The sequence below is a fragment of the Pantoea sp. X-Soil-YNGN-775 genome, assembly GCF_059730575.1.
In genome coordinates this window covers 871,924-893,218 of sequence record NZ_AP035945.1, presented here as the reverse complement: position 1 = coordinate 893,218, position 21,295 = coordinate 871,924, and the positions used below count along the sequence as shown (strand labels likewise).

Genomic DNA, 21,295 nt, shown 5'->3' with positions numbered 1-21,295 from the left:
TTTTGTTAAACACGATTAATCCATGCGGTTAATGGTGCGCTTTCCCCTGCCTGTTACTTCAAAAATATTAAAGGTAAAGCTTAACGCTCCGATAACAGTGTGCGCGAGATCACCCTTTTTCGGCGGCACGACGCCGGGCACAGCAGGTGAATCGCGCACAGCAGCAAGGAACCTGATTGCTGATAACACAGTGATAAATAATAAAACGGGGAAAAAAGCATGGTCAGTATCAAGAATATGAAGGTGGGTATGCGGCTCGCCGCAGCCTTCGGTATTGTTGTGGCGTTACTGATTGTCATTGGTGTGACATCCATAACGAAAATTAACAGCATCAACAGCGCGATCGCCTCGATCGTGGACGATCGTTACGTAAAAGTGCGACTGGCATTTGATGTGCGCGATGGTGTCAACGATCAGATCAAATACCTGCGCGGCATCGTGATCGACACTAACCGGCCTGAAATGAACGTGAAACGTTACGGTCAGCTGGACGAAGCGACCCAGCGTACTAACGCCGCCATGAAAAAGATCGCCGACATTCAGGTTACGGCAGTCGGTAAGAAAAAAATTGCCGGTCTGCTGGCATCGGCCGAAGCCTTTGAGAAGGTGAAAACGGAGTTGGTTACGCTGGTGAAAAGCGGCAATTTCGATGCTGCCAGCACCTATGTGCTGAAGTCGATGACCGCCACCCAGAACAAGTTCCTTGATGATGCTGTCGCATTTGCTAACTCTCAGGATTCGCAACTGCGCGGCGAAGGACAGAGTATCGTGGCCAATGGTCAGTCAGCAATTAACATCACGTTGATTTTCTCTGCGCTGGCGATTCTGGCCTCAATTATGCTGGGCCTTTTCCTGACGCGTTCGATCGTGCGCCCGCTGGTGGCCGCGGTTGATGTTGCCGAGCGCGTTGCCGCCGGCGATCTGAGCTCAAAAATTCAGGTGACGTCACGCGATGAGACCGGCGTACTGATGCAGGCGCTGCAACGGATGAACGATAATCTGCTCTCCATCGTCACCGAGGTGCGTACCGGTTCCGATACCATTGCGGTGGCTTCAAACCAGATCTCCAGCGGCAACCTTGATCTCTCTACCCGTACCGAGCAGCAGGCCAGCTCGCTGGAAGAGACCGCCTCTGCGATGGAGCAGATGACCTCTACGGTTAAACACAACGCGGACAACGCCCGCGAAGCCAACCAGCTGGTCGCCAGCACCTCCAGCGTGGCACGCGAAGGCGGTGTGGTAATGGAGCAGGTGATTGAGAAGATGGAGGCGATCGCCCTGTCGTCGAAGAAGATTGTCGACATTATCAGCGTTATTGATTCCATTGCGTTTCAGACCAACATTCTGTCGCTGAACGCAGCCGTTGAAGCCGCACGTGCCGGTGAACAGGGACGCGGCTTTGCGGTGGTCGCTTCTGAAGTGCGTAATCTGGCCCAGCGCTCAGCGTCGGCTGCCAAAGAGATCAAAGTGCTGATTGAAGATTCGGTCGCGAAGGTGGACGAAGGCAGTAAGCTGGTTACCCATGCCGGTTCTACCATTGGCGAAGTGGTCAACAGCGTACAGAGCGTGGCAAACATCATGAGTGAAATCACCATCGCCAGCAGCGAGCAAAGCAGCGGCATCAGTGAGATCAACATGGCGATTACCCAGATGGAAGCGGTGACGCAGCAGAACGCCGCACTGGTGCAGGAAGCGTCCGCAGCTTCACAAGCCCTGCAGGATCAGGCTGAACGGATGGCGCAGGCGATGAGCGTGTTTAAGGTTGGGCAGCTCTCACTGAATGCAGCGCACAGTGCCTGATATCGTGGCTGATAAGTAGCGAAGTTTGTTTGTTCCAGCGGCCTGCTCCGGCGGGCCGTAACGTCGTTGTTCCAACAGTGTATGGCCGGATCAGCGCCTGAACCTGGCGTTAATTTCTGTTGAACAGGGAAGCGATGACGTCAGGCCGTGCGCCAGCAACAGGCGGAGCCAGGGATAAGCAACAGAATAGCGGAAACATCAGCGCAAGCTGAGACTCAGACAGAAGCAGAAGCAGAAGCAGAAGCAGAAGCAGAAGCAGAAGCAGAATGACAGAAACAAAAAAGGCTGCCAGTGGCAGCCTTTAATTACAGTAAATGCAACAACGCTATAAAGCTCAGTTAGCCTTTAATCAGAGAGCGCGAGGCTGGCTCTGAAGTGCAATCCTCGCCGCGTTCACCTGAACAACGACAGATTTGCAGAAAATGCATTTCGCTCCATGCGGATTGGCTCTTGTAACATCAAAGTGTGATGTACGAAACTGTGAGCCATTACAGTGAGGACATTTAAATGTAATTTTCAGTCCTTAGAGACCAACAACGTTCGCAGCAGCTGGGCCTTTGGCGCCATTTTCTACTGTAAACTCAACTTGTTGACCTTCATCTAATGAACGGAAATCAGTGCCCTGGATTGCAGAGAAGTGTACGAATACATCTTTGCTGCCGTCCTGAGGAGAGATGAAACCGAAGCCTTTCTCTGCGTTAAACCACTTAACGGTACCGCGAATTTTGTTAGACATGCTTAAATCCTTAATATATCGAGCCTTCCGGCATAATGGCCTGAGAACAGATTTTAATCAGAACGTAAGAGAAGACTCAAAAAGAAGGGATGTCTCGCGACAAACTTAGAGATGAGAACTGCTTTGGATACTTACTTTGATAGTGTCTGTTAATCAAACCGACGATTCATTAAGCCACACTTCTTTAAGTGATGCAAGCGGCAATTGAAATTAATCGTCACAAGCTGGTTTGCGTGGGTCGCGCGCCTCCTCTACTGAACTGGAAAGAGATTGGCACCACGCGCGTTAGCGATGTCGCCCTGAACTGTTATCGGTGAGCGCGGCAAAGGTGAACCAGCCAAACAGACGTAATAGAAGAAGAGAATCTGATAAAGAGAAAAACTGGTGCCGGTAAGAGGAGTCGAACCTCCGACCTTCGCATTACGAATGCGCTGCTCTGCCAACTGAGCTATACCGGCAAACGGGTAGGATTAGCGGGGAAATACGTTAGGAAAAAAGCGGAAATACGTCAAGAGAGGCGGTGCTTAACTGCGGATTTTCGCAGCAGATCATCTGACACCCCTGCCCGCGGCGCAGACGTAAGACAAAAAAAAGCGAGGCCGCAGCCTCGCCCAAAAGTGGTGATCATCAATCGTAGTAAGGGACCTTACGGTCAACGCCGTTGATATTGATCAGCACAAAACCGGTCGGCGCGGTTTTATTGGCCGGGGTTCCCGCCGCCGTTGCGAGTGTCACCACCCCTTTTTCATTGGCACCAATGCCGGCCAGTCCGTTATGCATGCCGAAGCGTGCGGCCGGTTTCAGCGTCCCTACTTTGGTAATGTCAGTCACCACCGACATATCAGACTGGAACAGCGAGCAGGAACCGGTATCGAAACGGGTCGGACCGGTGGTCTTCAGGTTGAACATGGTTTCGCCGCTGTTGGCCCGCAACTTGACCCAGACCACCGCATAGGTGGTCCCTACCCGGTTATAACGGATATCGAGCACTGAGGATTGACCCATGTGATGCGCATCCGCCCACACCGTCTCCAGGCGCTGCAGATTAATCAGCGTTCTGCCGGTCCCCGGCAGGTTGACCGGCGACCCCGCCGTGCCGGAGGGCGTAGTGGCATCCGCTTTCCCGATCAGTTCCATCACCCACGCCTGGTTAGGCGCCGGGAAGTAGAGCTGACCCAGTCGGTACCAGTTGTCGGTATCGGTGTTGTTCACCACCTTATATCCGCTGAAATAGCCAACGCGCATCGAACCGGTTGAATAGCTGCCGTGGTTTTCATCACGACGGTAACCATATTCAAAGGTCGATAACCACTTCCCGGCGGCCAGATCGTTAGTAATTTTCGCCCCAGCCTGCAGGTTAATCTGACGCATGATGACGCGGGCATTGTTGAGGTTGAGCGGCGTCCCGCAGTCTTCAATGTTCAGCGTATCAATGGTCCAGCCACCGTCCGACAGATCGCCCGGATTGCGGGTATGCTCAATCCAGACGTTACGCAGGATCCCCTGAGTCATACGCGGCATATAGAGCGTGGCGTCACCATAACCGGACTGGAAGTTGGCATTGCTTAACTCAATGGCAGTCGAGTGGTCCCAGACGCCATTGGGTGAGTTCGACCAGCCGACGTCAAACACCCGTGAAAAGGTGCTGGTGGTGTAGATCTGGTCGAACTTACTGTCGAGCGTATCCTGCAGCTTAAACACCGTGCCGCCAGTGCTTTGCGCCCGGAAGCAGCTGATATTGACGGTTTGCCCTTCGATACAGGTGTTTTCGAAGAACGGCTGATTGTTGCTGCACTGTTCGGGTAAAATAGTGACTTTGGCGCTGGTATCGGCGCTGGCCTGCCCGTTCCAGACGATGCCTTTGATGGCAGTACGGCGCGCCTTTACTTTAAACACCGTATTGGCGCTTTTATCGGAAATAATCGTGGTGCGCGGCAGTGAGCCGAGTTCCAGATCGTCCCCTAACAGGCCGAAGAACGGGATTTCGGTATCGCTGAGATCGATAGGCGAAATCAGGAAGCGGCCACCGGGAAAACGAACCGGCAGCGCTTTCACGTAGGTGTTATAGGTCTGCGTCCACGCCAGCATCCGCTTAAACGCGTCGGTATCATCAGTTACGCCATCCCCTTTCGCGCCAAAGTGCAGGATATTCACTTCAGTGGGATCGTTAATGGTGCGTTTCCAGTAAAAACCGTTGCCGATCGCAACCGTCCCGCCATCGTCTTTCAGTGGAGTCGTACTGAGGAAACCAACAAAGTCTGCGCCGCCACGGAAGCTCGAGTCTTTGTCGTAATAGCGTTTCAGGATCGCAACTTCACCTGATTTTGATGGGGGAGTCGTACGCAGCTCAGCAAAAGAGTTAACTTCGATCATAGTATCCTCCTCAGGATCACTTAGATAAATCGCTGATTATCAGCAGGTTACTTAGCAGAGGCCGGGTGGCCGCAGAGGGTGTCCCACATGTCGTTGTGGGTGTTAATAGCGCGCACGGTGCGAACGTCCATCTTTTGTGCGTCATCGCCGTAGGAATAAAGAGGGGAAAACAGAACGCAGGCTGAATCGGTTATCGCGACCGGCTCAGGGTTGGTGGTATTTCGACTGCTGCAGCTTGTCGCGAGCAGCAGCGTCATCAAGGTTGTGATTGTCAGTCGCCACACGGTTGGCCTCCTCACGGTTATGTTGTTGCTGCTGCGCGACCGCTTCGACGCGGGACGCCTGTTGTTGTGCGTTTTCGACGTCAGAGCGCGCTTTTTGCTGCACTTTGCCGATTTTTTTCCCGCCGAAATAGCTGGCCCCCAGCGCGGCAATGATGCCGGCCAGCGCCGCGATCCAGTGCCAGCCGCCGCCGAGTAACGTGGTTAACAGCGTCATGATTTGGTTACCTCCGCCCGCTGCTTCTCATTCAGCAGGTTTTTCTGACGAACAAATTGGGCAATCACCCCCATCGCCACCATGAAAGCGCCGACCAGCCCGAGGTAGTTGTGCGGCAGAATCGCTTTGACGTCTTCCGGCAGTACGCTCCAGGCATCGACGGCGGCGGAGGGAAAGGATTGCGCCCAGGCGCTGAGCATCGATCCCAGCGAGGCGAGCCAGACCGACCAGGTTTTGAATAACAGACGGGCGTGGGAGACAAATTGCAGGGTGGTAAAGCGCTGCAGCAGCAGCAGAATGATGATCGCCGTCAGCACGGCAATCAGGAACATCAGCCATCTCATAGCAGCCCCCTGTACACCGCATAGGTGCCGCTACGCATCACTTCAGCATGACGCCGGGCGCGGCCTGGCGTTTGCCGCGCCCACAGACTGTTCATCATCGCGTCCGCGGCTTCGTTGAAGTTCTCACTGACAATGGCGCTGAGCATGTTTTTAAACTGCATCACACCATCAACCCCCAGCTGATAGGCCATGCTCAGCAGTACGTCGGTGCGGGCGTCGTTGCACTTCGCCAGCGCATTACGCAGCAGCTCCCGACTCTGCATGTCCTGCACCTTGCCTTCCAGAATGCATTGCTTCCATACATCCCCGACGCGTCGCGGAACACGGAACGCATAGTTACTCAGCGATGCGCCTTTCGGACCGATACGGATCCCTCCCGCGACCGTCGGAAAGCCGAGCGTGTCGAGATAAGGCACGTCGGCATAGCCTTCTTCAAAATTCAGCATTGCAATTATCTGGCTCATAACGATTCCTCAATGACGGGTCAGAGCAACTCACCCTGTGAAAAAATACATAACGTTCGCTGATCAATACTCCTCACGCCGCCAGCCGCAGGCAGGGGTGAACCTCCAGTTAAACTGAACAGTAAATAACCGGATTGCGGCCAGTGAAAAATGGAGGTGACTGGAATTGAACAGGGAGTAAGAACGGGAGATTTCTGACGCTAATCAGCGCACTGCATAGAGATGCACGTGCGGCAGACAGCAATTGTCGAAGCTGGGCGTTTCCTGATTTTTGGCGCGTGGCGCGGTTATCGCACGATCAACACGCGGGGTGACCTGACGCTGGCAGATTTGCTCTGCACGTCGCAGGGTGGGTGTTTCGGGTGGGAAGTTCAGTGCCTGGTCGATGCTCTGTTTCAGGCTGCTGAGAGGTTGGCGCCGCCGATGGCGACGAGTACGTGCGTTGCCCATAAAAACGCTTTTGCCATAGTGAATTATCGCCATAACTCCTCCTGTGAATGAGTCTTTGGCGATGGGGTGGCAGGCGCGAGCTTTCGGCGAACCGAACGGGCCCGAATGTCGCGATTCACGCTCGCACACTCACCGCCCGGCTGCGTGAGCAGCCAGGTGGAAAGTAGGCGAAGGGGAATAAACGGCATCTGACGACGCTGCATTTTGCGCATCCACCCCATCCCAAAGTTCACTGACTTTTGGGTGGTTTGATTCGCGCTTGTGCAGCGCCTCAATTGTTTAAGAGCGGGTCATCCCTGAAAGAACTGCTTCGTTCATCCATGTTCAAATTATTAACAGGTTCTTATGCTTTATCAAACACTGTTGGTTAATTTTTTATTTACCGCTGGTTAAATTTTTGAATTTATGTCGATTATTTTTTTGCAGGCTGACGGTCTCGCCCGCTGACAGCGCGCTTAACCGAGGATCTGATAGTGTCGTGCCTGGCTCATGATGACTTTCGCCAGCACCTTCAGGCTGGCCACATCATCGTGGTTGAGATACCAGGTTTCATAGCGTTTATTGTCTGATATTACAGCGATTTTCTTGTGCTGTAGCTGCAGGCGCTTCAGGTAGAGCTGCTCATCGAGGGTGAAAATGTAGATGCCGTCACCGTCAAACATCCGCACGCTGATGTCGACAAACAGCTGGTCGCGCGGCGCAAAGGTGTCGGCCATCGAATCGCTGTTGATGGCGATCAGGCGGATATTTTCTGCCGGACGGCCGTTGAAAAGCACCCGCGCCTCATCCTGACCGTACTCGATGGCCTGGATGGTTTCGACAAACTCATCGCGCGCAGGCAGACCCGCCGCACTTTTCTGGCCTATATCGAGGCTATCAACGCGAAAAGCGTTTTTATGGCTGGTCAGTGCGCTTAACGTCACCGGTTCAGCAGGATGCTCCATTCCGTACTGCAGCCACTCTACCCTGACGCCAAGCAGCTGACTGAGGGCCAGCAGATTGCCGCCATCGGGCACTGACTGGGCGTTGAACCACTTCCACACTCCCGGCGTTGAAATCTTACAGCCCTGCTGTTGCAGGGCCTTAGCAACCTGTTTGTTTCGTCCATGTCCGACAATGCCGGCACTCTCACAGGCCGCAATCAGCCTGGCGGTGAAAGCTTGTCTTGTACTTTCTTTTTTAACCATTAGTTAATAATCAGCCATAGAGGAGGTACTGGATGTTATTTTCATTATTGCTACCAGTTCATTTTATATTACCGTCCGTTTACTACCTAACCGCTTTATCAAGCATTTCTAATTATCATTATCCCTTGCCGTTTGCAGCTGAACAAAAAATATTGCCTCAGGCCGCGCACAGCCCCGGCTTTCAGGAATCTTCCGTAACGAATTGCGTGAAATTCAGCCAGCTTTTTTAGCTGAAACGACCCGGCAGTGACGAAAAATTAACTTACAGGCGAGAAACTCCAGATTTAACTGGACCGAAACAGGTGGCTAAAAAAAAACGGGAGTCTGTAAAAGACTCCCGTTTTGTTAAAAAAAGGGGGGATTATGGCCGCAGCGTGTCGTCGCCCCAGGCAATCCATTTGTAGGTGGTTAGCGCCTCTAATCCCATCGGCCCGCGAGCGTGCAGCTTCTGGGTACTGACGGCGACTTCCGCCCCCAGACCGAACTGTCCGCCGTCGGTAAAACGGGTGCTGGCGTTAACGTAGACCGCAGACGAGTCAACCTGACGAACAAAGCGCGTGGCATTGCGGGTGCTGCGGGTCAGAATGGCATCGGAATGCTGGGTGCCGTGCGTCCGGATATGATCAATCGCCTGATCCATATCCGCCACTAGCTTCACGTTAAGATCGAGCGACAGCCATTCATCATCGTACTGCGGCAGACTGACTGGCATCACCTGCGCCGGACCCGCCTGCAGCTGCGCCAGCACGTTGCTGTCAGCATGCAGCACAATATTTTCCTGCGCCATTCGGGCGCTGAAGGCTGGCAGGAAGCGGTCGGCAATCGCCTGATCTACCAGCAGCGTCTCCAGCGAATTACAAGCGCTGGGGCGCTGCTTCTTGGCATTGACGATCACCTCAAGCGCCGGTTCAATCTCCATGGTTTCATCGATATAGATGTGGCATACGCCGATTCCGCCGGTGATCACCGGAATGGTGGAGTTTTCGCGGCACAGCTTATGCAGCGCCGCGCCGCCGCGCGGAATCAGCATATCGACATAGCGATCCAGCTTCAGCAGCTGATTCACCAGTTCACGATCGGGATTCTCGATCGCCTGGATGATAGCCGTCGGCAGGCCGTGCTGCTGTAAGGCGTTCTGGATGACCCGCACCGTGGCGGCATTGGTGCGCCACGTCTCTTTACCGCCGCGCAGAATCGCCGCATTACCGGTTTTCAGACACAGGCTGGCGACATCTACCGTCACATTGGGACGCGCTTCATAAATCACCGCCACCACCCCGAGCGGCACACGGCGGCGTTCGATACGCAGCCCGCTGTCGAGCTGGCCGCCATCAATCAACTGCCCGACCGGATCGGCCAGCTGACAAACCTGACGAACGTCACTGGCGATGCCGCTCAGCCGCTGTGGATTCAGCGTCAGCCGATCTAACAGCGCCGCGCTCATGCCGTTCTGACGCGCCTCGGCCAGGTCCTGTTCATTGGCGGCCAGAATGTCGGCGCTTTCGGCTTCCAGACGATCGGCAATGGTCATCAGGACCTGATTTTTCTCTGCGGTCGACAGATCGGCCACGCGATAGGCTGCCGCGCGGGCCGCTTTTCCCATCTCTTCAAGCATTGTCTGCTCCTTAACTGACGATCATGTCGTCGCGGTGAACCGCCACCGGGCCATATTCATAGCCGAGGATTTCACTGATCTGCTGGCTGTGGTGGCCGGCAATCATTCGCATCGCATCGCTGTTGTAACGCGACACGCCGTGAGCGATATCGCGCCCCTGCAGGCTGCGAATACGGATCACTTCTCCGCGGGAGAAGTTGCCCTGAATCGCGCGGATCCCTTTCGGCAGCAATGAACTGCCACGTTCAATAATCGCAGCCAGCGCGCCATCATCCACGGTGAGTTCACCGGCTGGCGGCGCGCCGAAAATCCAGCGCTTACGGTTTTCCAGCGGCGACTGCTGAGCATGAAACAGCGTGCCGACCGGCTTGCCGTCGATCACATCGCCGATCACCCCGCTGCGGCTGCCTGAAGCGATGATCACCTCAATGCCGGCACGGCAGGCGACATCGGCCGCCTGAAGCTTGGTTGACATGCCGCCGGTGCCTAGCCCGGAAACGCTGCCGCCGGCTAATGAGCGTAACGCATCATCAATCACATGCACGTCGCTGATCAGCTCAGCGTCGGGATTATTACGCGGATCGGCGGTAAACAGCCCCGGTTGATCGGTCAGCAGCAGCAGCTTGTCGGCCCCGCCGAGCATCGCGGCCAGCGCCGATAGGTTGTCATTGTCGCCCACTTTAATCTCGGCGGTCGCCACCGCGTCGTTCTCATTGATCACCGGTACGATGTGGTTATCCAGCAGCGCGCGCAGCGTGTCGCGGGCATTCAGAAAACGCTCGCGATCTTCCATATCGGCGCGGGTCAGCAACATCTGACCGATGTGGATGCCGTAGATAGAGAATAACTGTTCCCACAGCTGGATCAGACGGCTTTGCCCCACCGCAGCCAGCAGCTGCTTTGAGGCGATGGTCGGCGGCAGTTCGGGGTAGCCCAGATGTTCGCGTCCGGCCGCCATCGCGCCAGAGGTCACAATCACAATGCGGTGGCCTGCAGCATGTTGCTGCGCACACTGGCGAACCAGCTCCACCATATGCGCCCGATTCAGCCGGCGTGAACCGCCGGTGAGAACGCTGGTACCCAATTTGACCACTAAGGTCTGACTGCCACTCATATTTCCTGCCGTAGTGAAAAATTTTTACGAAAGGACGTTTTAACAGGAGTCGATAAGGAAGCCAACAGCCAGCGGGGGAAAAGCACGATTTTACGCGGACAAGGGCGTAGACCAAAAGTTCACGATTAACAAGAAATCACGAAAAGCGTCATAAAAAGTTCATCACCGCCCGGTAAAAAGTCGGTGCTTTACAAAAACTTTCACAACTTTTTGACGTACACATTGGGATTGATAGCAAATGAAGAAAAGCACACTGGCAATGATCATCTCTGCTCTGGCGCTGGCGTCGACCGCACAGGCCGCCGAAGTCTATAACAAAGATGGCAACAAACTGGACTTTTACGGCAAAGTTAAAGCTGAGCACTACTTCAGCGATAATGCCGGCTCAGATGGCGACAAATCCTACGTGCGTATCGGCTTCAAAGGCCAGACGCAGATTAACGATCTGATGTCCGGTTACGGTCAGTGGGAATATCAGTACAACGTCAACAACTCCGAAGGCAGCGATGCCAACAACGGCAACAAAACCCGTCTCGGTTTTGCCGGCCTGAAATTCTCACAGTATGGCTCGGTCGATTACGGTCGTAACTACGGCGTGCTGTATGACGTGGAGTCATGGACCGACGTGTTCCCGGAATTTGGGGGTGACGGCACCGCGCGTTCTGATAACTTTATGACCCAGCGCGCCACCGGCGTCGCAACCTACCGCAACAATAACTTCTTCGGCCTGGTGGATGGTCTGAAATTTGCGCTGCAGTATCAGGGCAAAAATGACGCCAGCAGCACCAATAGCCGTACCGATATCAACCGCCAGAACGGCGATGGCTACGGTGCATCACTCGGTTATACGCTGGGCGACACCGGCGTGAGCCTGATGAGTGCCATCACCTCATCTGACCGCACCAACCAGCAGCAGGCCCGCGCTTACGGCGGCGGCGATCGCGCGGATTCCTGGGGCGCAGGCGTCAAATATGATGCGAACAGCGTTTACCTGGCGGCGATTTATACCGACACCCGTAACATGACGCCAATCAGCGGTACCAACCGCAACACCGGTGCCGCAGTGGCCGGTGCTGCCAACAAAGCGCAGAACATCGAGCTGGTGGCGCAGTATCAGTTTGATTTCGGCCTGCGTCCTTCTATCGGCTATGTGCAGACCAAAGGCAAAGATATTGAAAACGGGATCGGCGATGCGGATCTGGTGAAATATATCGATGTGGGTGCCACCTACTACTTCAACAAAAATATGTCCGCCTTTGTGGATTACAAAATTAACCAGCTGGATGACGACAACGCGCTGTCAATCAACAATGATGACGTGGTTGCCGTGGGCATGACCTACCAGTTCTGATATCTGTCGGGCCGGCGCCGTCCCTGTTGATTGCTGTGGCGGCGGCGGGTCCGCAGTGCGTTACCCTCAATGTGAATGTGTCTGATAAAAAAAGGGCGAGTTTTTCAACTCGCCCTTTCTTATTGCTGAACGCTGTAATCAGGCACTCAGTTTCACCGGTTTCTCATCGAAGTCGCTGGCCGGAATCAGATCAAGCTCAAATTCGTGCAGCATCGCTTTCAGACGGGTATGAAAGTTACGTAAGGTCTCTTCGACTCGCGCCGTATTCTCTTTGCCTTTAACCGTCGCCACAGACCAGTCGCCCTCTTTATCGAACAGACCGATATGGTAGACATAGGTAAAGTGATCGGCCTGCGCTTCCAGCTCCATCCACCAGCCCCAGAATTCACGCAGTTCCGGTGCCGGTTTCACATTGACGCAGGCAGCCAGGCAGTCGAAAAAGAAACGGGTTTCACCACATTTCCCATCGCGGATATACGGTCCCAGCTCAGTGAAGCGCTTAAGCAGGCGACTGCGGGGGTGACCACTCGGTAACGTCATGCTAATTCTCCATAGGTTTTGACCGATATCGATCCTCAATCATCCGGACTGTTGCCGCCCGCTTCACGCCACATCACCGGCATAACCGCCCGGAGTCAGCGAAGCGCGCTGCAACAGCCCGCAATAATTCAGGTAGTAGTTGTAGCAAATACTGTAAATTTTGCCAGTTACCTTTTTAAACGCTTCTCCAGCCAGTCGCAAATTTCATTTAGCGCCCGATCAAAACTGACCATCATCGGTTTCACCGGAATCAGCAGCGCTTTGCCCTCCGCCGAGGAGTTAGCGATCAGTTTGCTCTCCTCTTCCGGGCTGAACAAATCGTTCTGCCAGTAGCCTGACAGCATCGGCGTCGGGGTACGCCGGCCCAGCAGCCCCTGGGTCTTCAGCGAATAGCGGTTAAGCTCGGTACGCAGCGCGCTGTCAGACGAGGAGGCCATGCCGAGCCGGCTTGCCAGCATATCCATGTACATATCCGGGATCTCATCCTGCAGCGCAGTCTGGGTCAGTAGCGCATGCACAATCGGGCCGAGACAGGCGACCGCCCGCAGCCGTGGCGACTCAAGGTAAGCCAGCCGCACCGCCACGTTGGCACCAAAGCGATAGCCAAACGCCGCCACGCGGGTGTGATCGACCCACGGCACCGTTTCCAGCTGACGCAGTACCTGCTGATGCAAAAAGCTGGTGTCCTGATTCAGCGTCCACTTCACCGAGTTGCCGACCGACGGCACATCAATGGTCAGCATCGCGATGCCGCGCGGCGCAAGATAGTCATGAAACAGGCGGTAATGGTCGCTTTGCAGCGAGTCGAGTGCGCCACAGAACAGGACGGTCGGATAAGGAGCGTCGACGCCTGCCGGCATATGCAGGAAACCGCTGACCGGACTGCCGCCGCTGATAGCGAAAGTCAGCGGCTTCAGCTCACCCGGCAGACGCTGCGTCGCCTCTTCATAGGCGCGGTTAGCCAGCGTCTGGGCCTGGTCGGCCAGCTCATCGCCTTTGATGTAGGGATAGGCGGCTACGCTGTAAAGATGGGCAGCATGCAGCCAGTATTCGCCCGCTTCGCTGTCATCGCTGCACTCCAGCGCTTTCTGCTGCCAGAAGCCCGCCTGGCGGCACCATTCGAAATTCCAGTTGCCGCCGCGAAAACCGATCACGGTGTCCAGCAGCGTCTCATCGGTATGCTCAACGTCGCTGATGGCGATGCGCGCCAGCACTTCGCTAATCTCCTGCGGCGTCAGGCCGCGCCAGGTCCACATCAGCTTATTCAGCATGCGATACCAGCCGCGCTGGCTGTCGCCATCAAGGGCGGAGTGCACGTCCGGGGTCGCGTGATGCTGGCGACGCACTAAAGAAGAGGTTTCAGGATGTTTAAAGCGTGGTTTGAACAACTCTTCGCTGAGATTTTTGCTCGACATACTCACTTCTCCTGCGGCATAAAACGGCGATGGCTTAGTGTACTGTACGCCAAATCAGGGTGCGAGGTGCAGAAAGCACAACGCCCGGAAAACCGGGCGTTGTTGAGGCAGGATTAATCAGTTTTTTACAATCGGCGGAATGTAGACCACGCCCATATCCCACGGCTGTTCAATCCAGGTGTTCTGTGGAATGTCGACGATGTAATCATCGACCAGCTGGCGGCCAGCAGGCTTGGCAAAAATGGTGCAGAAGCGGGCTTTCGGGTACATCTCGCGGATCGCCTGCGCTGTTCCGCCGGTATCCACCAGGTCGTCAATCACGATGAAGCCTTCGCCATCGCCTTCGGCGCGCTTCAGCACTTTCATTTCGCGCTGATGATCGTGATCGTAGCTGGAGATGCAAACGGTATCGACATAGCGAATCCCCAGTTCACGCGCCAGCAGCGAAGCCGGTACCAGACCGCCGCGGCTGACCGCGATAATGCCTGTCCACTGTTCAACAGGAAGCAGGCGCTGAGCCAGTTTACGGGCATGAATCTGTAGCATGTCCCAGGTAACGACGTATTTTTCGCTCATAGAATAGGAATCCCAGCCAACCGGAGTGGCTTAAAAATGTGCAACGGGGAAAAGGTTGCGCGAGATTATAAGGAGTTGACGCGCTAAAAACCAGCGCCCGTGCGTCGGTTGCGGCTTTTTAGCGCGTCTGAGTGCGCACCCGGGGAAAAACAGTGATATTCTCAGGCCATCTCGCCAGATTCGCTGGCGGCGATCTTTCACTGGAAACTCGCGATGTCCGGCTGGTCCGGCGCACTGACACAGGAGACTTGTCGTGTCTGAATTGTCTCAACTCTCTCCACAGCCACTGTGGGATATTTTCGCTAAGATTTGCTCTATTCCTCATCCCTCTTTTCATGAAGAAGCGCTGGCCAGTTACATCGTCGGCTGGGCCAAAGAGCAAGGCTTCTGGTGTGAGCGCGATCAGGTCGGCAATATCCTGATTCGTAAACCCGCCACCGCCGGGATGGAAAACCGCAAGCCGGTCGCGCTGCAGGCGCACCTCGATATGGTGCCGCAGAAGAATAACGATACCGTACACGACTTCACCAAAGATCCGATTCAGCCGTGGATTGACGGCGAATGGGTCAAAGCGCGCGGCACCACCCTGGGCGCGGACAACGGCATCGGTATGGCATCAGCGCTGGCGGTACTGGCTGACAGCAGCCTGACCCACGGTCCGCTGGAAGTGCTGCTGACCATGACCGAAGAAACCGGCATGGATGGCGCTTTTGGTCTGCAACCCAACTGGCTGCAGGCTGAAATCCTGATCAACACCGACTCGGAAGAAGAAGGTGAGATCTACATGGGATGCGCGGGCGGTATCGACTTCGTTACCACCCTGCCACTGACCCGTGAAGCGGTGCCTGCCAGCTTTGAAACCCTGAAGCTGACGCTGAAAGGGCTGCGCGGCGGCCACTCCGGTGCCGACATTCATATGGGCCTCGGCAACGCCAACAAGCTGCTGGCGCGTTTCCTGGCGGCGCACGCTGCCGAACTGGATCTGCGTCTGCTGGCGTTCAGCGGCGGTACGCTGCGTAACGCCATTCCGCGTGAAGCCTTTGCAACCGTTGCAGTCGACAGCCACCAGGCCGATGCGCTGAAATCGGCTGCGGCGCATTTCCTGACCGCCATCCAGAACGAGCACGGCATTAAAGAGCCGAACATCGCGCTGGTCACCGAACCGCTGGCGCATCAGGGTGAAGCATTAACCGCCGACAGCCGCGATCGCTTCCTTAATCTGTTGAACAGCACGCCGAACGGCGTAATCCGTAACTCAGACGTCGCCAAAGGCGTGGTCGAAACCTCGCTGAATATCGGCGTGGTGACGATGGAAGCGGATAAAGCAGAAATTAACTGCCTGATCCGTTCACTGATCGACACCGGACGCGATTATGTGGTGCAGATGCTGACCTCGCTGGGCCAGCTGGCAGGCGCGCAGACCAAAGCGAAAGGCGGCTACCCAGGCTGGCAGCCAGACGCGGACTCGCCGATCATGGCGCTGACCCGTCAGACCTATATCGCGCTGTTCGACAAAACGCCAAACATTCAGGTGATTCACGCCGGTCTGGAGTGCGGTCTGTTCAAAAAACCGTATCCGCAGATGGATATGGTGTCGATCGGTCCGACCATTACCGGCCCGCACTCACCGGATGAGCAGGTACATATTGAAAGCGTCGGCCTTTACTGGAAATTGCTGACCACCTTGCTGAATGTGGTGCCAGAAAAGTAATCTCACCGCAAAAAGTTTAACCAGGCTTCGGCCTGGTTTTTTTATGCCCGCCGCGCCGTAACAGCATAATTCACCACCCCGAACGCCCTTCCCCACCTGAATACGCCACGCTTTCACGCTTCGCTGGTTTTAGCCGCCGTTATGTCCAGATGTCTGGATGGCTAATACCGTTTCGTGCTAGCTTATGCGCTTTCGGTCGTTGCCGCGCCTGAAGCTTCAGGAAAAAATGCGGCCAGTGATTCTTCAGGAGAATGGTGACATGGCTGCGTTAAACCGCCTCGAGATGCGTAACATCTCCATCGCTTTTGGCGGATTTGCCGCACTCTCATCGGTAGATTTCGTCAGTGAAGGCCACTCTGTTCACGCGCTGACCGGCGCGAATGGCGCAGGAAAATCGACCCTGATGGCGGTGCTGTCCGGCGCTCACAGTCACTACAGCGGCGAGATCCTGCTGGATGGCGTTCCGGTCACCCTCCGCAGCCCGCGCGATGCGAAGCAGCTGGGGATTCATCTGGTGCAGCAGGAGGTTGATGTGGCGCTGGTGCAACAGCTTAGCGTGGCGGAAAACATTCTGCTGGATCGGCTGGCGGAACCGGGTCACCGCTACCGCTGGGGTGAGATACGTCGTCAGGCGCGAACCTTACTGGCGCAGCTGGAGGTGACGCTGGACGTCAATCGGCTGGTCGAGCGCTGCACCCTGGCTGAAAAGCAACAGATCCTGCTGGCGCGTGCGCTGTCGCATCATTGCCGCTTTCTGATTCTGGATGAACCCACCGCCCCGCTCGACCAGCATGAGAGCGAGCGGCTGTTCACCGTGGTGCGTCGCCTGCAGGCCAGCGGTATCGGGGTGATATTTATCTCTCACCGGATTCACGAACTGAAAGCGATTTGCGATCGCCTGACGGTGCTGCGCGACGGCCGGCTGATTGAGAGTGGCCCGATGGCAGCGCTAAGCGGCGAGCAGATTGTGGAAAAAATGCTTGGGCATCAGCTCACCGACATCTATCCCGCCCGGCGTGAACCACAGCCACAGCCGCTGCTGCTGGCGGTCGACGGACTGCATGATGAACACCTGTTGCAGGATATCTCGCTGCGGCTGCATCAGGGCGAAATTCTCGGCATCGCCGGACTGGCCGGTGCCGGCAAGACTGAACTGTGCAAAGCGCTGTTTGGTGCCAGTAAAAGCCGCGTCAGTCGGGGAGAGCTGCACGGCCAGCCGTGGCAGCCACGCTCCCCGCACGATTCGGTCAGCCGGCGCATGGCGCTTGTGCCGGAAGAGCGGCGTAAAGAGGGCATCTTTATTGATGAGTCGGTGGCGATGAATCTGAGCGTCAGCGCGGACGACAGTTTCTCGCGCTGGAGCCTGTTCGGCCATCGCCAGGCGTGGCGCTGGGCAGAGGACATCATTCAGCGACTTCAGGTGCGGACCACCGGTCCGGCCCAACCACTGCGCCGCCTCTCCGGGGGGAATCAGCAAAAAGTGGCGATTGGCAAATGGCTGCGTAACAACGCCGACGTGCTGATTTTCGATGAGCCGACCAAAGGCGTCGATATCAAAGCCAAAACCGAACTGTTCACTCTGATCGACGGTCTGGCGCGCGAAGGCAAAGGCATTATCTACGCGTCAGGTGAATTTTCTGAACTGGTCGGCTTATGCGACCGGATTTGTGTGCTCTGGGATGGACGCATTGTGGCTGAACTGGCCGCGCGCGATGTCACTGAAGAGACGCTTTTGCTTTATTCCACCGGAGGAACCCCTGCGTGAGCAGCAAAGAAACCAGCCTGAATCTGCCGTCATCTTCATGGCGTCATCAACTGTTCGACTTCCTCTATAAATGGGGCATGTTACTGACGGTGGTGATCCTGATCGCCGCCTTTGGCATGGCCTCAGACAGTTTTCTCGAACCCAACAACATCATCAATATTCTGCGATCGATTGCGATTGTTACGGTCATCGCGGTCGGCGTATCGATCTCACTGACCGTCGGCGGCTTCGATCTGTCGGTCGGCTCGACCGCTTCGCTGGCCAACGCGCTGGTGATTTCGCTGTTTGTCTGGTACGGCCTCGACACCACCGAAGCGATCGTGATTACCCTGGCGCTCTGCAGCCTGGTCGGGCTGTTTAACGCCTTTCTGATTGTCATCCTGCGGATCCCCGACATGCTGGCCACGCTGGCGACGCTGTTTGTGATTCAGGGCGTGGCGATGACCTACAGCTTTGGCGGCTCGATCACGGAAAACATGGTGTTGCCGAGCGGCGATATGGCGGAAGGCACAATCCCGGCGGCGTTTGGCCTGCTGGGTCAGGTGCCAACCATCGTCATCATTATGCTGGTGGTAACGGTCGTGGCTCAGCTGGCGCTGTCGCTGACCAAACATGGCCGCCGGATGTATGCCCTCGGCGGCAATCCCGAAGCGGCGCGCCTCTCCGGTATCCGCACTACCCGCTATCGCGTGCTGGCCTATGTGATCGCCTCGCTGCTGGCCGGGCTGGGCGGCATTCTGCTGGCCTCGCGTATTGGTTCATCACAGGTTAACGCCGGTAGCGGCTACCTGATGGATGCGGTGGCGGCGGCTTGGATTGGCTTCTCGCTGGCGGGATCGGGCAAACCGAATGCGCTCGGCACGCTGGTCGGCGCGGTGATCCTCGGGGTATTGCAGAACGGCCTGGTGATGCTCTCCGTCCCCTATTACGCCATGGACATTATTAAAGGGCTGGTGCTGGCTTTGGCACTGGCAATCACCTATATCCAGCGCCGCTGAGGCGCACTGACCGGAGTTGCTACTAATGCAAAAAATAACGCTCTCGCTGCTGGCCCTGAGCCTGCTGAACGCCAGCGCCGCTTTCGCGGAGACCGTCACCCCGGTGCCCGCGGCGATCGCCAGCCACGACGGCCCGATCCGCATCGCGGTGATCCGTAACCTCGGTTCTGACGACAACACCACCCAGTTTGTCGCCGGTGCGATTCAGCAGGGCCGTCAGCTCGGCTTTAAGGTCAGCACTTTCCTCAGCAACGGCGACGACGCGCGTTTTCAGGATTTCGTTAACCAGGCGATCAGCCAGAAGTATGACGGCATCGTGCTATCACACGGTAAAGCGCCCTACGCCAGCGGTCTGGTCAAACGCATCGCCGAGGCCGGCATTAAGCTGTCGGTGTTTGATACCCCGGTTGATAGCCCGATTGAAGGCGTGACCGTGACGGCGCAGGATGACGCCTCGCTGGCGCAGCTGTCGCTGGGTCAGTTAATCAGCGATTTCAACGGCAAAGCCAACATCGTCAAACTGTGGGTAGCCGGCTTCCCGCCAATGGAACGCCGTCAGGTGGTGTACGAGAAACTGCTGAAGGAGAATCCTGGCATCCATCAGCTGGAGTCGATTGGCGCGGTTTCTACCGATGTACAGGGCGATACTGCGAACAAGATTGGCGCGATTCTGGCGAAATACCCGAAAGGCAAGATTGACGCCATCTGGGGCGCGTGGGACGCCTTCAGCCAGGGCGCCTATAAAGCGCTGCAGGAGAATGGCCGAACCGAAATCAAGCTCTACAGCATCGATGTCTCAAACCAGGATTTGCAGCTGATGCGTGAGAAGAACAGCCCGTGGGTGCAAACCGTGGCGGTGGATCCGAAAACCATTGGCGCGGTGAACATGCGTCTGGTAGCGAAAAAGATTGCCGGTGAAGCGACGCCAGCCACCTATCAGTTTAAGGCTGCCTCGATCTCTCAGCAGCAGCTCAACAGCCAGTCCGGCGCGGTGAACGTTGCCTCGCTGAATAAAATCGTCCCCGGCTGGGGCGGTAATGACGATTTCGTCGCGCCGTGGTTCGCCACCCTGGCAGCCAAAAATCACAAGTAAGTGACGGCGCGTCAGCGCTGGCAGGCTGACGCGCACTTATCACCAGACCGCGCTACAACCCCAGCAACAGCTGTCGTTCCAGCTGCGGATCGAGCAGGGTGACGTGCAGCCCCACCAGCCTGACGCCCCGCCCGACCCGACGCTCATCCCAGGTTTTTTTGGCAATCGCGATCATGTCCTCTTTATTCAGCACCGGCCAGATGTGCTCCTGCGTAGTCTGCTGAAAGTCGCTGAACTTCAGTTTCACGCCCTGCCGCGCCACCTGCTTATCGGGACGGATCTGGCTCAGCCGGCGATCCAGTTCGGCATAGAGAAAATCGATGATCTCCAGGCAGGCGTCCCAGTCGTGAATGTCCTCGGCCAGCGTACGCTCAACCCCAAGTGATTTACGTTCCCGCTCAACCACCACGCCGCGCTCGTCAATGCCGTTGCTGCGCTCCCACAACACCCGGCCAAACTTACCAAAGCGCTTCAGCAGCTGGGCTAAATCCGCCTTCTGCACATCCCCGCAGGTCACCAGGCCCATCTCCTCCAGCTTTTTTGCCGACACCTTGCCCACGCCCGGAATTTTCGCCAGCGGCAGCGTCAGTAAAAAACCGGACATCTCCGCCGGCGTGATAACAAACTGTCCATCCGGCTTATTCATGTCGGAGGCGATTTTCGCCAGAAACTTAATCGGTGCGATGCCGGCCGAGGCGGTCAGCTGCGTTTCACGCAGGATAGTCGCGCGAATGTGCTGGGCGATCAGGGTGGCGGAACCGTGGCAATGCGGACTGTCGGTCACGTCCAGATAGGCTTCATCCAGCGACAGCGGTTCAATCAGCGGAGTGTAGCGGGAGAAGATCTCGCGGATCTGCGCCGAGGCCTCTTTATAGGCGTCAAAGCGGCCTGGCAGCAGCCGCAAATGGGGACATAGCTTGAGCGCCATCCCGGTCGGCATGGCGCTGCGCACGCCATATTTGCGCGCCGGGTAGTTAGCGGTACTGATGACACCGCGACGTTCGCGGCTGCCGCCGATGGCAATCGGGATGTCACGCAACAGGGGATTATCGCGCATCTCCACCGCAGCATAGAAGCAGTCCATATCGACATGAATGATTTTACGCATACCCCCTCCAGCACTGGATAAGTATACAGTTGGCGAAGGTAACTGCAATATTTGTCGCGGCCGGCATTAAAGTTTACAAATTTCTGGCCGTATTCTGTTCAGGAAATCGCGAATTTCTGGCGTGCTGTCTTGCTAAAAAAACAGACAATGTTTAATG

Annotated in this window: 20 protein-coding genes and 1 tRNA gene; 6 read left to right on the top strand and 15 right to left on the bottom strand. The window is 56.1% G+C overall.

Annotated features, from left to right (window positions below):
• The first annotated feature begins 219 nt into the window (after positions 1–219).
• Positions 220–1,800: a methyl-accepting chemotaxis protein gene (locus AC6I8I_RS04025; RefSeq protein WP_312758348.1), complete on the top strand. Its 1,581-nt coding sequence runs from the start codon at positions 220–222 to the stop codon at positions 1,798–1,800.
• Positions 1,801–2,149: 349 nt separating this feature from the next.
• On the opposite strand, the gene ymcF is transcribed toward AC6I8I_RS04025, so the two are convergent.
• The 11 genes from ymcF to proB form a co-directional block, all read right to left on the bottom strand.
• Positions 2,150–2,320 carry a cold shock small protein YmcF gene (gene ymcF, locus AC6I8I_RS04020; RefSeq protein WP_122983606.1) on the bottom strand — a complete coding sequence of 57 codons (171 nt, stop codon included), beginning with the start codon at positions 2,318–2,320 and terminating at the stop codon, positions 2,150–2,152.
• Between the two features lie 3 nt (positions 2,321–2,323).
• Complete coding sequence (gene cspE / locus AC6I8I_RS04015) at positions 2,324–2,536, bottom strand: transcription antiterminator/RNA stability regulator CspE (RefSeq protein WP_009091867.1); 213 nt, start codon at positions 2,534–2,536, stop codon at positions 2,324–2,326.
• A 382-nt stretch (positions 2,537–2,918) separates the two neighbouring features.
• Positions 2,919–2,994: transfer RNA gene (locus tag AC6I8I_RS04010), tRNA-Thr, on the bottom strand.
• A gap of 169 nt (positions 2,995–3,163) precedes the next feature.
• The gene (locus AC6I8I_RS04005) at positions 3,164–4,909 is read right to left on the bottom strand and encodes a putative phage tail protein (RefSeq protein ID WP_312057656.1); all 1,746 of its coding nucleotides are present in this window, start codon (positions 4,907–4,909) and stop codon (positions 3,164–3,166) included.
• Between the two features lie 204 nt (positions 4,910–5,113).
• Positions 5,114–5,407, bottom strand: coding sequence for a hypothetical protein (locus tag AC6I8I_RS04000; RefSeq protein WP_031374995.1), 294 nt, complete (start codon positions 5,405–5,407; stop codon positions 5,114–5,116).
• Positions 5,404–5,751, bottom strand: coding sequence for a DUF7940 domain-containing protein (locus AC6I8I_RS03995; RefSeq protein WP_031374994.1), 348 nt, complete (start codon positions 5,749–5,751; stop codon positions 5,404–5,406). Before AC6I8I_RS03995 ends, AC6I8I_RS04000 begins: the two co-directional genes overlap by 4 nt.
• Positions 5,748–6,215, bottom strand: coding sequence for a lysozyme family protein (locus AC6I8I_RS03990; protein WP_312057652.1), 468 nt, complete (start codon positions 6,213–6,215; stop codon positions 5,748–5,750). Before AC6I8I_RS03990 ends, AC6I8I_RS03995 begins: the two co-directional genes overlap by 4 nt.
• Positions 6,216–6,419: 204 nt before the next feature.
• Positions 6,420–6,698, bottom strand: a complete 279-nt coding sequence (locus AC6I8I_RS03985) for a transcriptional antitermination N peptide (protein WP_031374992.1) — start codon at positions 6,696–6,698, stop codon at positions 6,420–6,422.
• Positions 6,699–7,120: 422 nt separating this feature from the next.
• Positions 7,121–7,852 carry a S24 family peptidase gene (locus tag AC6I8I_RS03980; protein ID WP_497828348.1) on the bottom strand — a complete coding sequence of 244 codons (732 nt, stop codon included), beginning with the start codon at positions 7,850–7,852 and terminating at the stop codon, positions 7,121–7,123.
• Positions 7,853–8,213: 361 nt separating this feature from the next.
• Complete coding sequence (proA, locus tag AC6I8I_RS03975; RefSeq protein ID WP_312057695.1) at positions 8,214–9,467, bottom strand: glutamate-5-semialdehyde dehydrogenase; 1,254 nt, start codon at positions 9,465–9,467, stop codon at positions 8,214–8,216.
• A 10-nt stretch (positions 9,468–9,477) separates the two neighbouring features.
• On the bottom strand, positions 9,478–10,581 hold the full coding sequence (gene proB / locus AC6I8I_RS03970) for a glutamate 5-kinase (protein ID WP_312057532.1): 1,104 nt from the start codon (positions 10,579–10,581) through the stop codon (positions 9,478–9,480).
• Between the two features lie 238 nt (positions 10,582–10,819).
• Between proB and ompC the strand changes: the two genes are divergently transcribed.
• Entirely contained in the window at positions 10,820–11,932 is a 1,113-nt protein-coding gene (gene ompC / locus AC6I8I_RS03965; protein WP_497828347.1) for a porin OmpC, read from the top strand.
• A 138-nt stretch (positions 11,933–12,070) separates the two neighbouring features.
• Here ompC and crl read toward each other — a convergent pair whose 3' ends face one another.
• From crl to gpt, 3 genes are all read right to left on the bottom strand, one after another.
• Positions 12,071–12,472 carry a sigma factor-binding protein Crl gene (crl, locus tag AC6I8I_RS03960; protein WP_031374988.1) on the bottom strand — a complete coding sequence of 134 codons (402 nt, stop codon included), beginning with the start codon at positions 12,470–12,472 and terminating at the stop codon, positions 12,071–12,073.
• Between the two features lie 167 nt (positions 12,473–12,639).
• Positions 12,640–13,887, bottom strand: coding sequence for an esterase FrsA (gene frsA / locus AC6I8I_RS03955; protein WP_312057536.1), 1,248 nt, complete (start codon positions 13,885–13,887; stop codon positions 12,640–12,642).
• Positions 13,888–14,004: 117 nt separating this feature from the next.
• The gene (gpt, locus tag AC6I8I_RS03950; protein WP_312057538.1) at positions 14,005–14,463 is read right to left on the bottom strand and encodes a xanthine phosphoribosyltransferase; all 459 of its coding nucleotides are present in this window, start codon (positions 14,461–14,463) and stop codon (positions 14,005–14,007) included.
• A 253-nt stretch (positions 14,464–14,716) separates the two neighbouring features.
• On the opposite strand from gpt, the gene pepD reads away from it, so the two are divergent.
• The 4 genes from pepD to AC6I8I_RS03930 all read left to right on the top strand — a co-directional run bounded on the left by pepD (position 14,717) and on the right by AC6I8I_RS03930 (position 20,030).
• Positions 14,717–16,174, top strand: a complete 1,458-nt coding sequence (gene pepD / locus AC6I8I_RS03945; RefSeq protein WP_031374986.1) for a beta-Ala-His dipeptidase — start codon at positions 14,717–14,719, stop codon at positions 16,172–16,174.
• Positions 16,175–16,433: 259 nt separating this feature from the next.
• Positions 16,434–17,939, top strand: coding sequence for a sugar ABC transporter ATP-binding protein (locus AC6I8I_RS03940; RefSeq protein ID WP_497828346.1), 1,506 nt, complete (start codon positions 16,434–16,436; stop codon positions 17,937–17,939).
• A complete protein-coding gene (locus AC6I8I_RS03935; protein WP_312057541.1) occupies positions 17,936–18,937 on the top strand; it encodes an ABC transporter permease in 1,002 nt (333 codons plus the stop codon). The genes AC6I8I_RS03940 and AC6I8I_RS03935 overlap by 4 nt, the downstream gene beginning before the upstream one ends.
• A gap of 25 nt (positions 18,938–18,962) precedes the next feature.
• On the top strand, positions 18,963–20,030 hold the full coding sequence (locus tag AC6I8I_RS03930) for a sugar ABC transporter substrate-binding protein (RefSeq protein WP_312057542.1): 1,068 nt from the start codon (positions 18,963–18,965) through the stop codon (positions 20,028–20,030).
• Positions 20,031–20,082: 52 nt separating this feature from the next.
• Here AC6I8I_RS03930 and dinB read toward each other — a convergent pair whose 3' ends face one another.
• Complete coding sequence (gene dinB, locus AC6I8I_RS03925; protein WP_312057544.1) at positions 20,083–21,138, bottom strand: DNA polymerase IV; 1,056 nt, start codon at positions 21,136–21,138, stop codon at positions 20,083–20,085.
• Positions 21,139–21,295: the final 157 nt, after the last annotated feature.

Excerpts from the sequence above, each read along its gene's own strand:
- AC6I8I_RS03930 (WP_312057542.1), top strand. The coding sequence starts at position 18,963 with ATGCAAAAAATAACGCTCTCGCTGCTGGCCCTGAGCCTGCTGAACGCC.
- AC6I8I_RS03995 (WP_031374994.1), bottom strand. The coding sequence starts at position 5,751 with ATGAGATGGCTGATGTTCCTGATTGCCGTGCTGACGGCGATCATCATT.
- AC6I8I_RS04025 (WP_312758348.1), top strand. The coding sequence starts at position 220 with ATGGTCAGTATCAAGAATATGAAGGTGGGTATGCGGCTCGCCGCAGCC.
- AC6I8I_RS03940 (WP_497828346.1), top strand. The coding sequence starts at position 16,434 with ATGGCTGCGTTAAACCGCCTCGAGATGCGTAACATCTCCATCGCTTTT.
- AC6I8I_RS04005 (WP_312057656.1), bottom strand. The coding sequence starts at position 4,909 with ATGATCGAAGTTAACTCTTTTGCTGAGCTGCGTACGACTCCCCCATCA.
- AC6I8I_RS04000 (WP_031374995.1), bottom strand. The coding sequence starts at position 5,407 with ATGACGCTGTTAACCACGTTACTCGGCGGCGGCTGGCACTGGATCGCG.
- ompC (WP_497828347.1), top strand. The coding sequence starts at position 10,820 with ATGAAGAAAAGCACACTGGCAATGATCATCTCTGCTCTGGCGCTGGCG.
- crl (WP_031374988.1), bottom strand. The coding sequence starts at position 12,472 with ATGACGTTACCGAGTGGTCACCCCCGCAGTCGCCTGCTTAAGCGCTTC.
- proB (WP_312057532.1), bottom strand. The coding sequence starts at position 10,581 with ATGAGTGGCAGTCAGACCTTAGTGGTCAAATTGGGTACCAGCGTTCTC.
- AC6I8I_RS03980 (WP_497828348.1), bottom strand. The coding sequence starts at position 7,852 with ATGGTTAAAAAAGAAAGTACAAGACAAGCTTTCACCGCCAGGCTGATT.
- gpt (WP_312057538.1), bottom strand. The coding sequence starts at position 14,463 with ATGAGCGAAAAATACGTCGTTACCTGGGACATGCTACAGATTCATGCC.
- cspE (WP_009091867.1), bottom strand. The coding sequence starts at position 2,536 with ATGTCTAACAAAATTCGCGGTACCGTTAAGTGGTTTAACGCAGAGAAA.
- frsA (WP_312057536.1), bottom strand. The coding sequence starts at position 13,887 with ATGTCGAGCAAAAATCTCAGCGAAGAGTTGTTCAAACCACGCTTTAAA.
- proA (WP_312057695.1), bottom strand. The coding sequence starts at position 9,467 with ATGCTTGAAGAGATGGGAAAAGCGGCCCGCGCGGCAGCCTATCGCGTG.
- dinB (WP_312057544.1), bottom strand. The coding sequence starts at position 21,138 with ATGCGTAAAATCATTCATGTCGATATGGACTGCTTCTATGCTGCGGTG.
- AC6I8I_RS03985 (WP_031374992.1), bottom strand. The coding sequence starts at position 6,698 with ATGGCGATAATTCACTATGGCAAAAGCGTTTTTATGGGCAACGCACGT.
- AC6I8I_RS03990 (WP_312057652.1), bottom strand. The coding sequence starts at position 6,215 with ATGAGCCAGATAATTGCAATGCTGAATTTTGAAGAAGGCTATGCCGAC.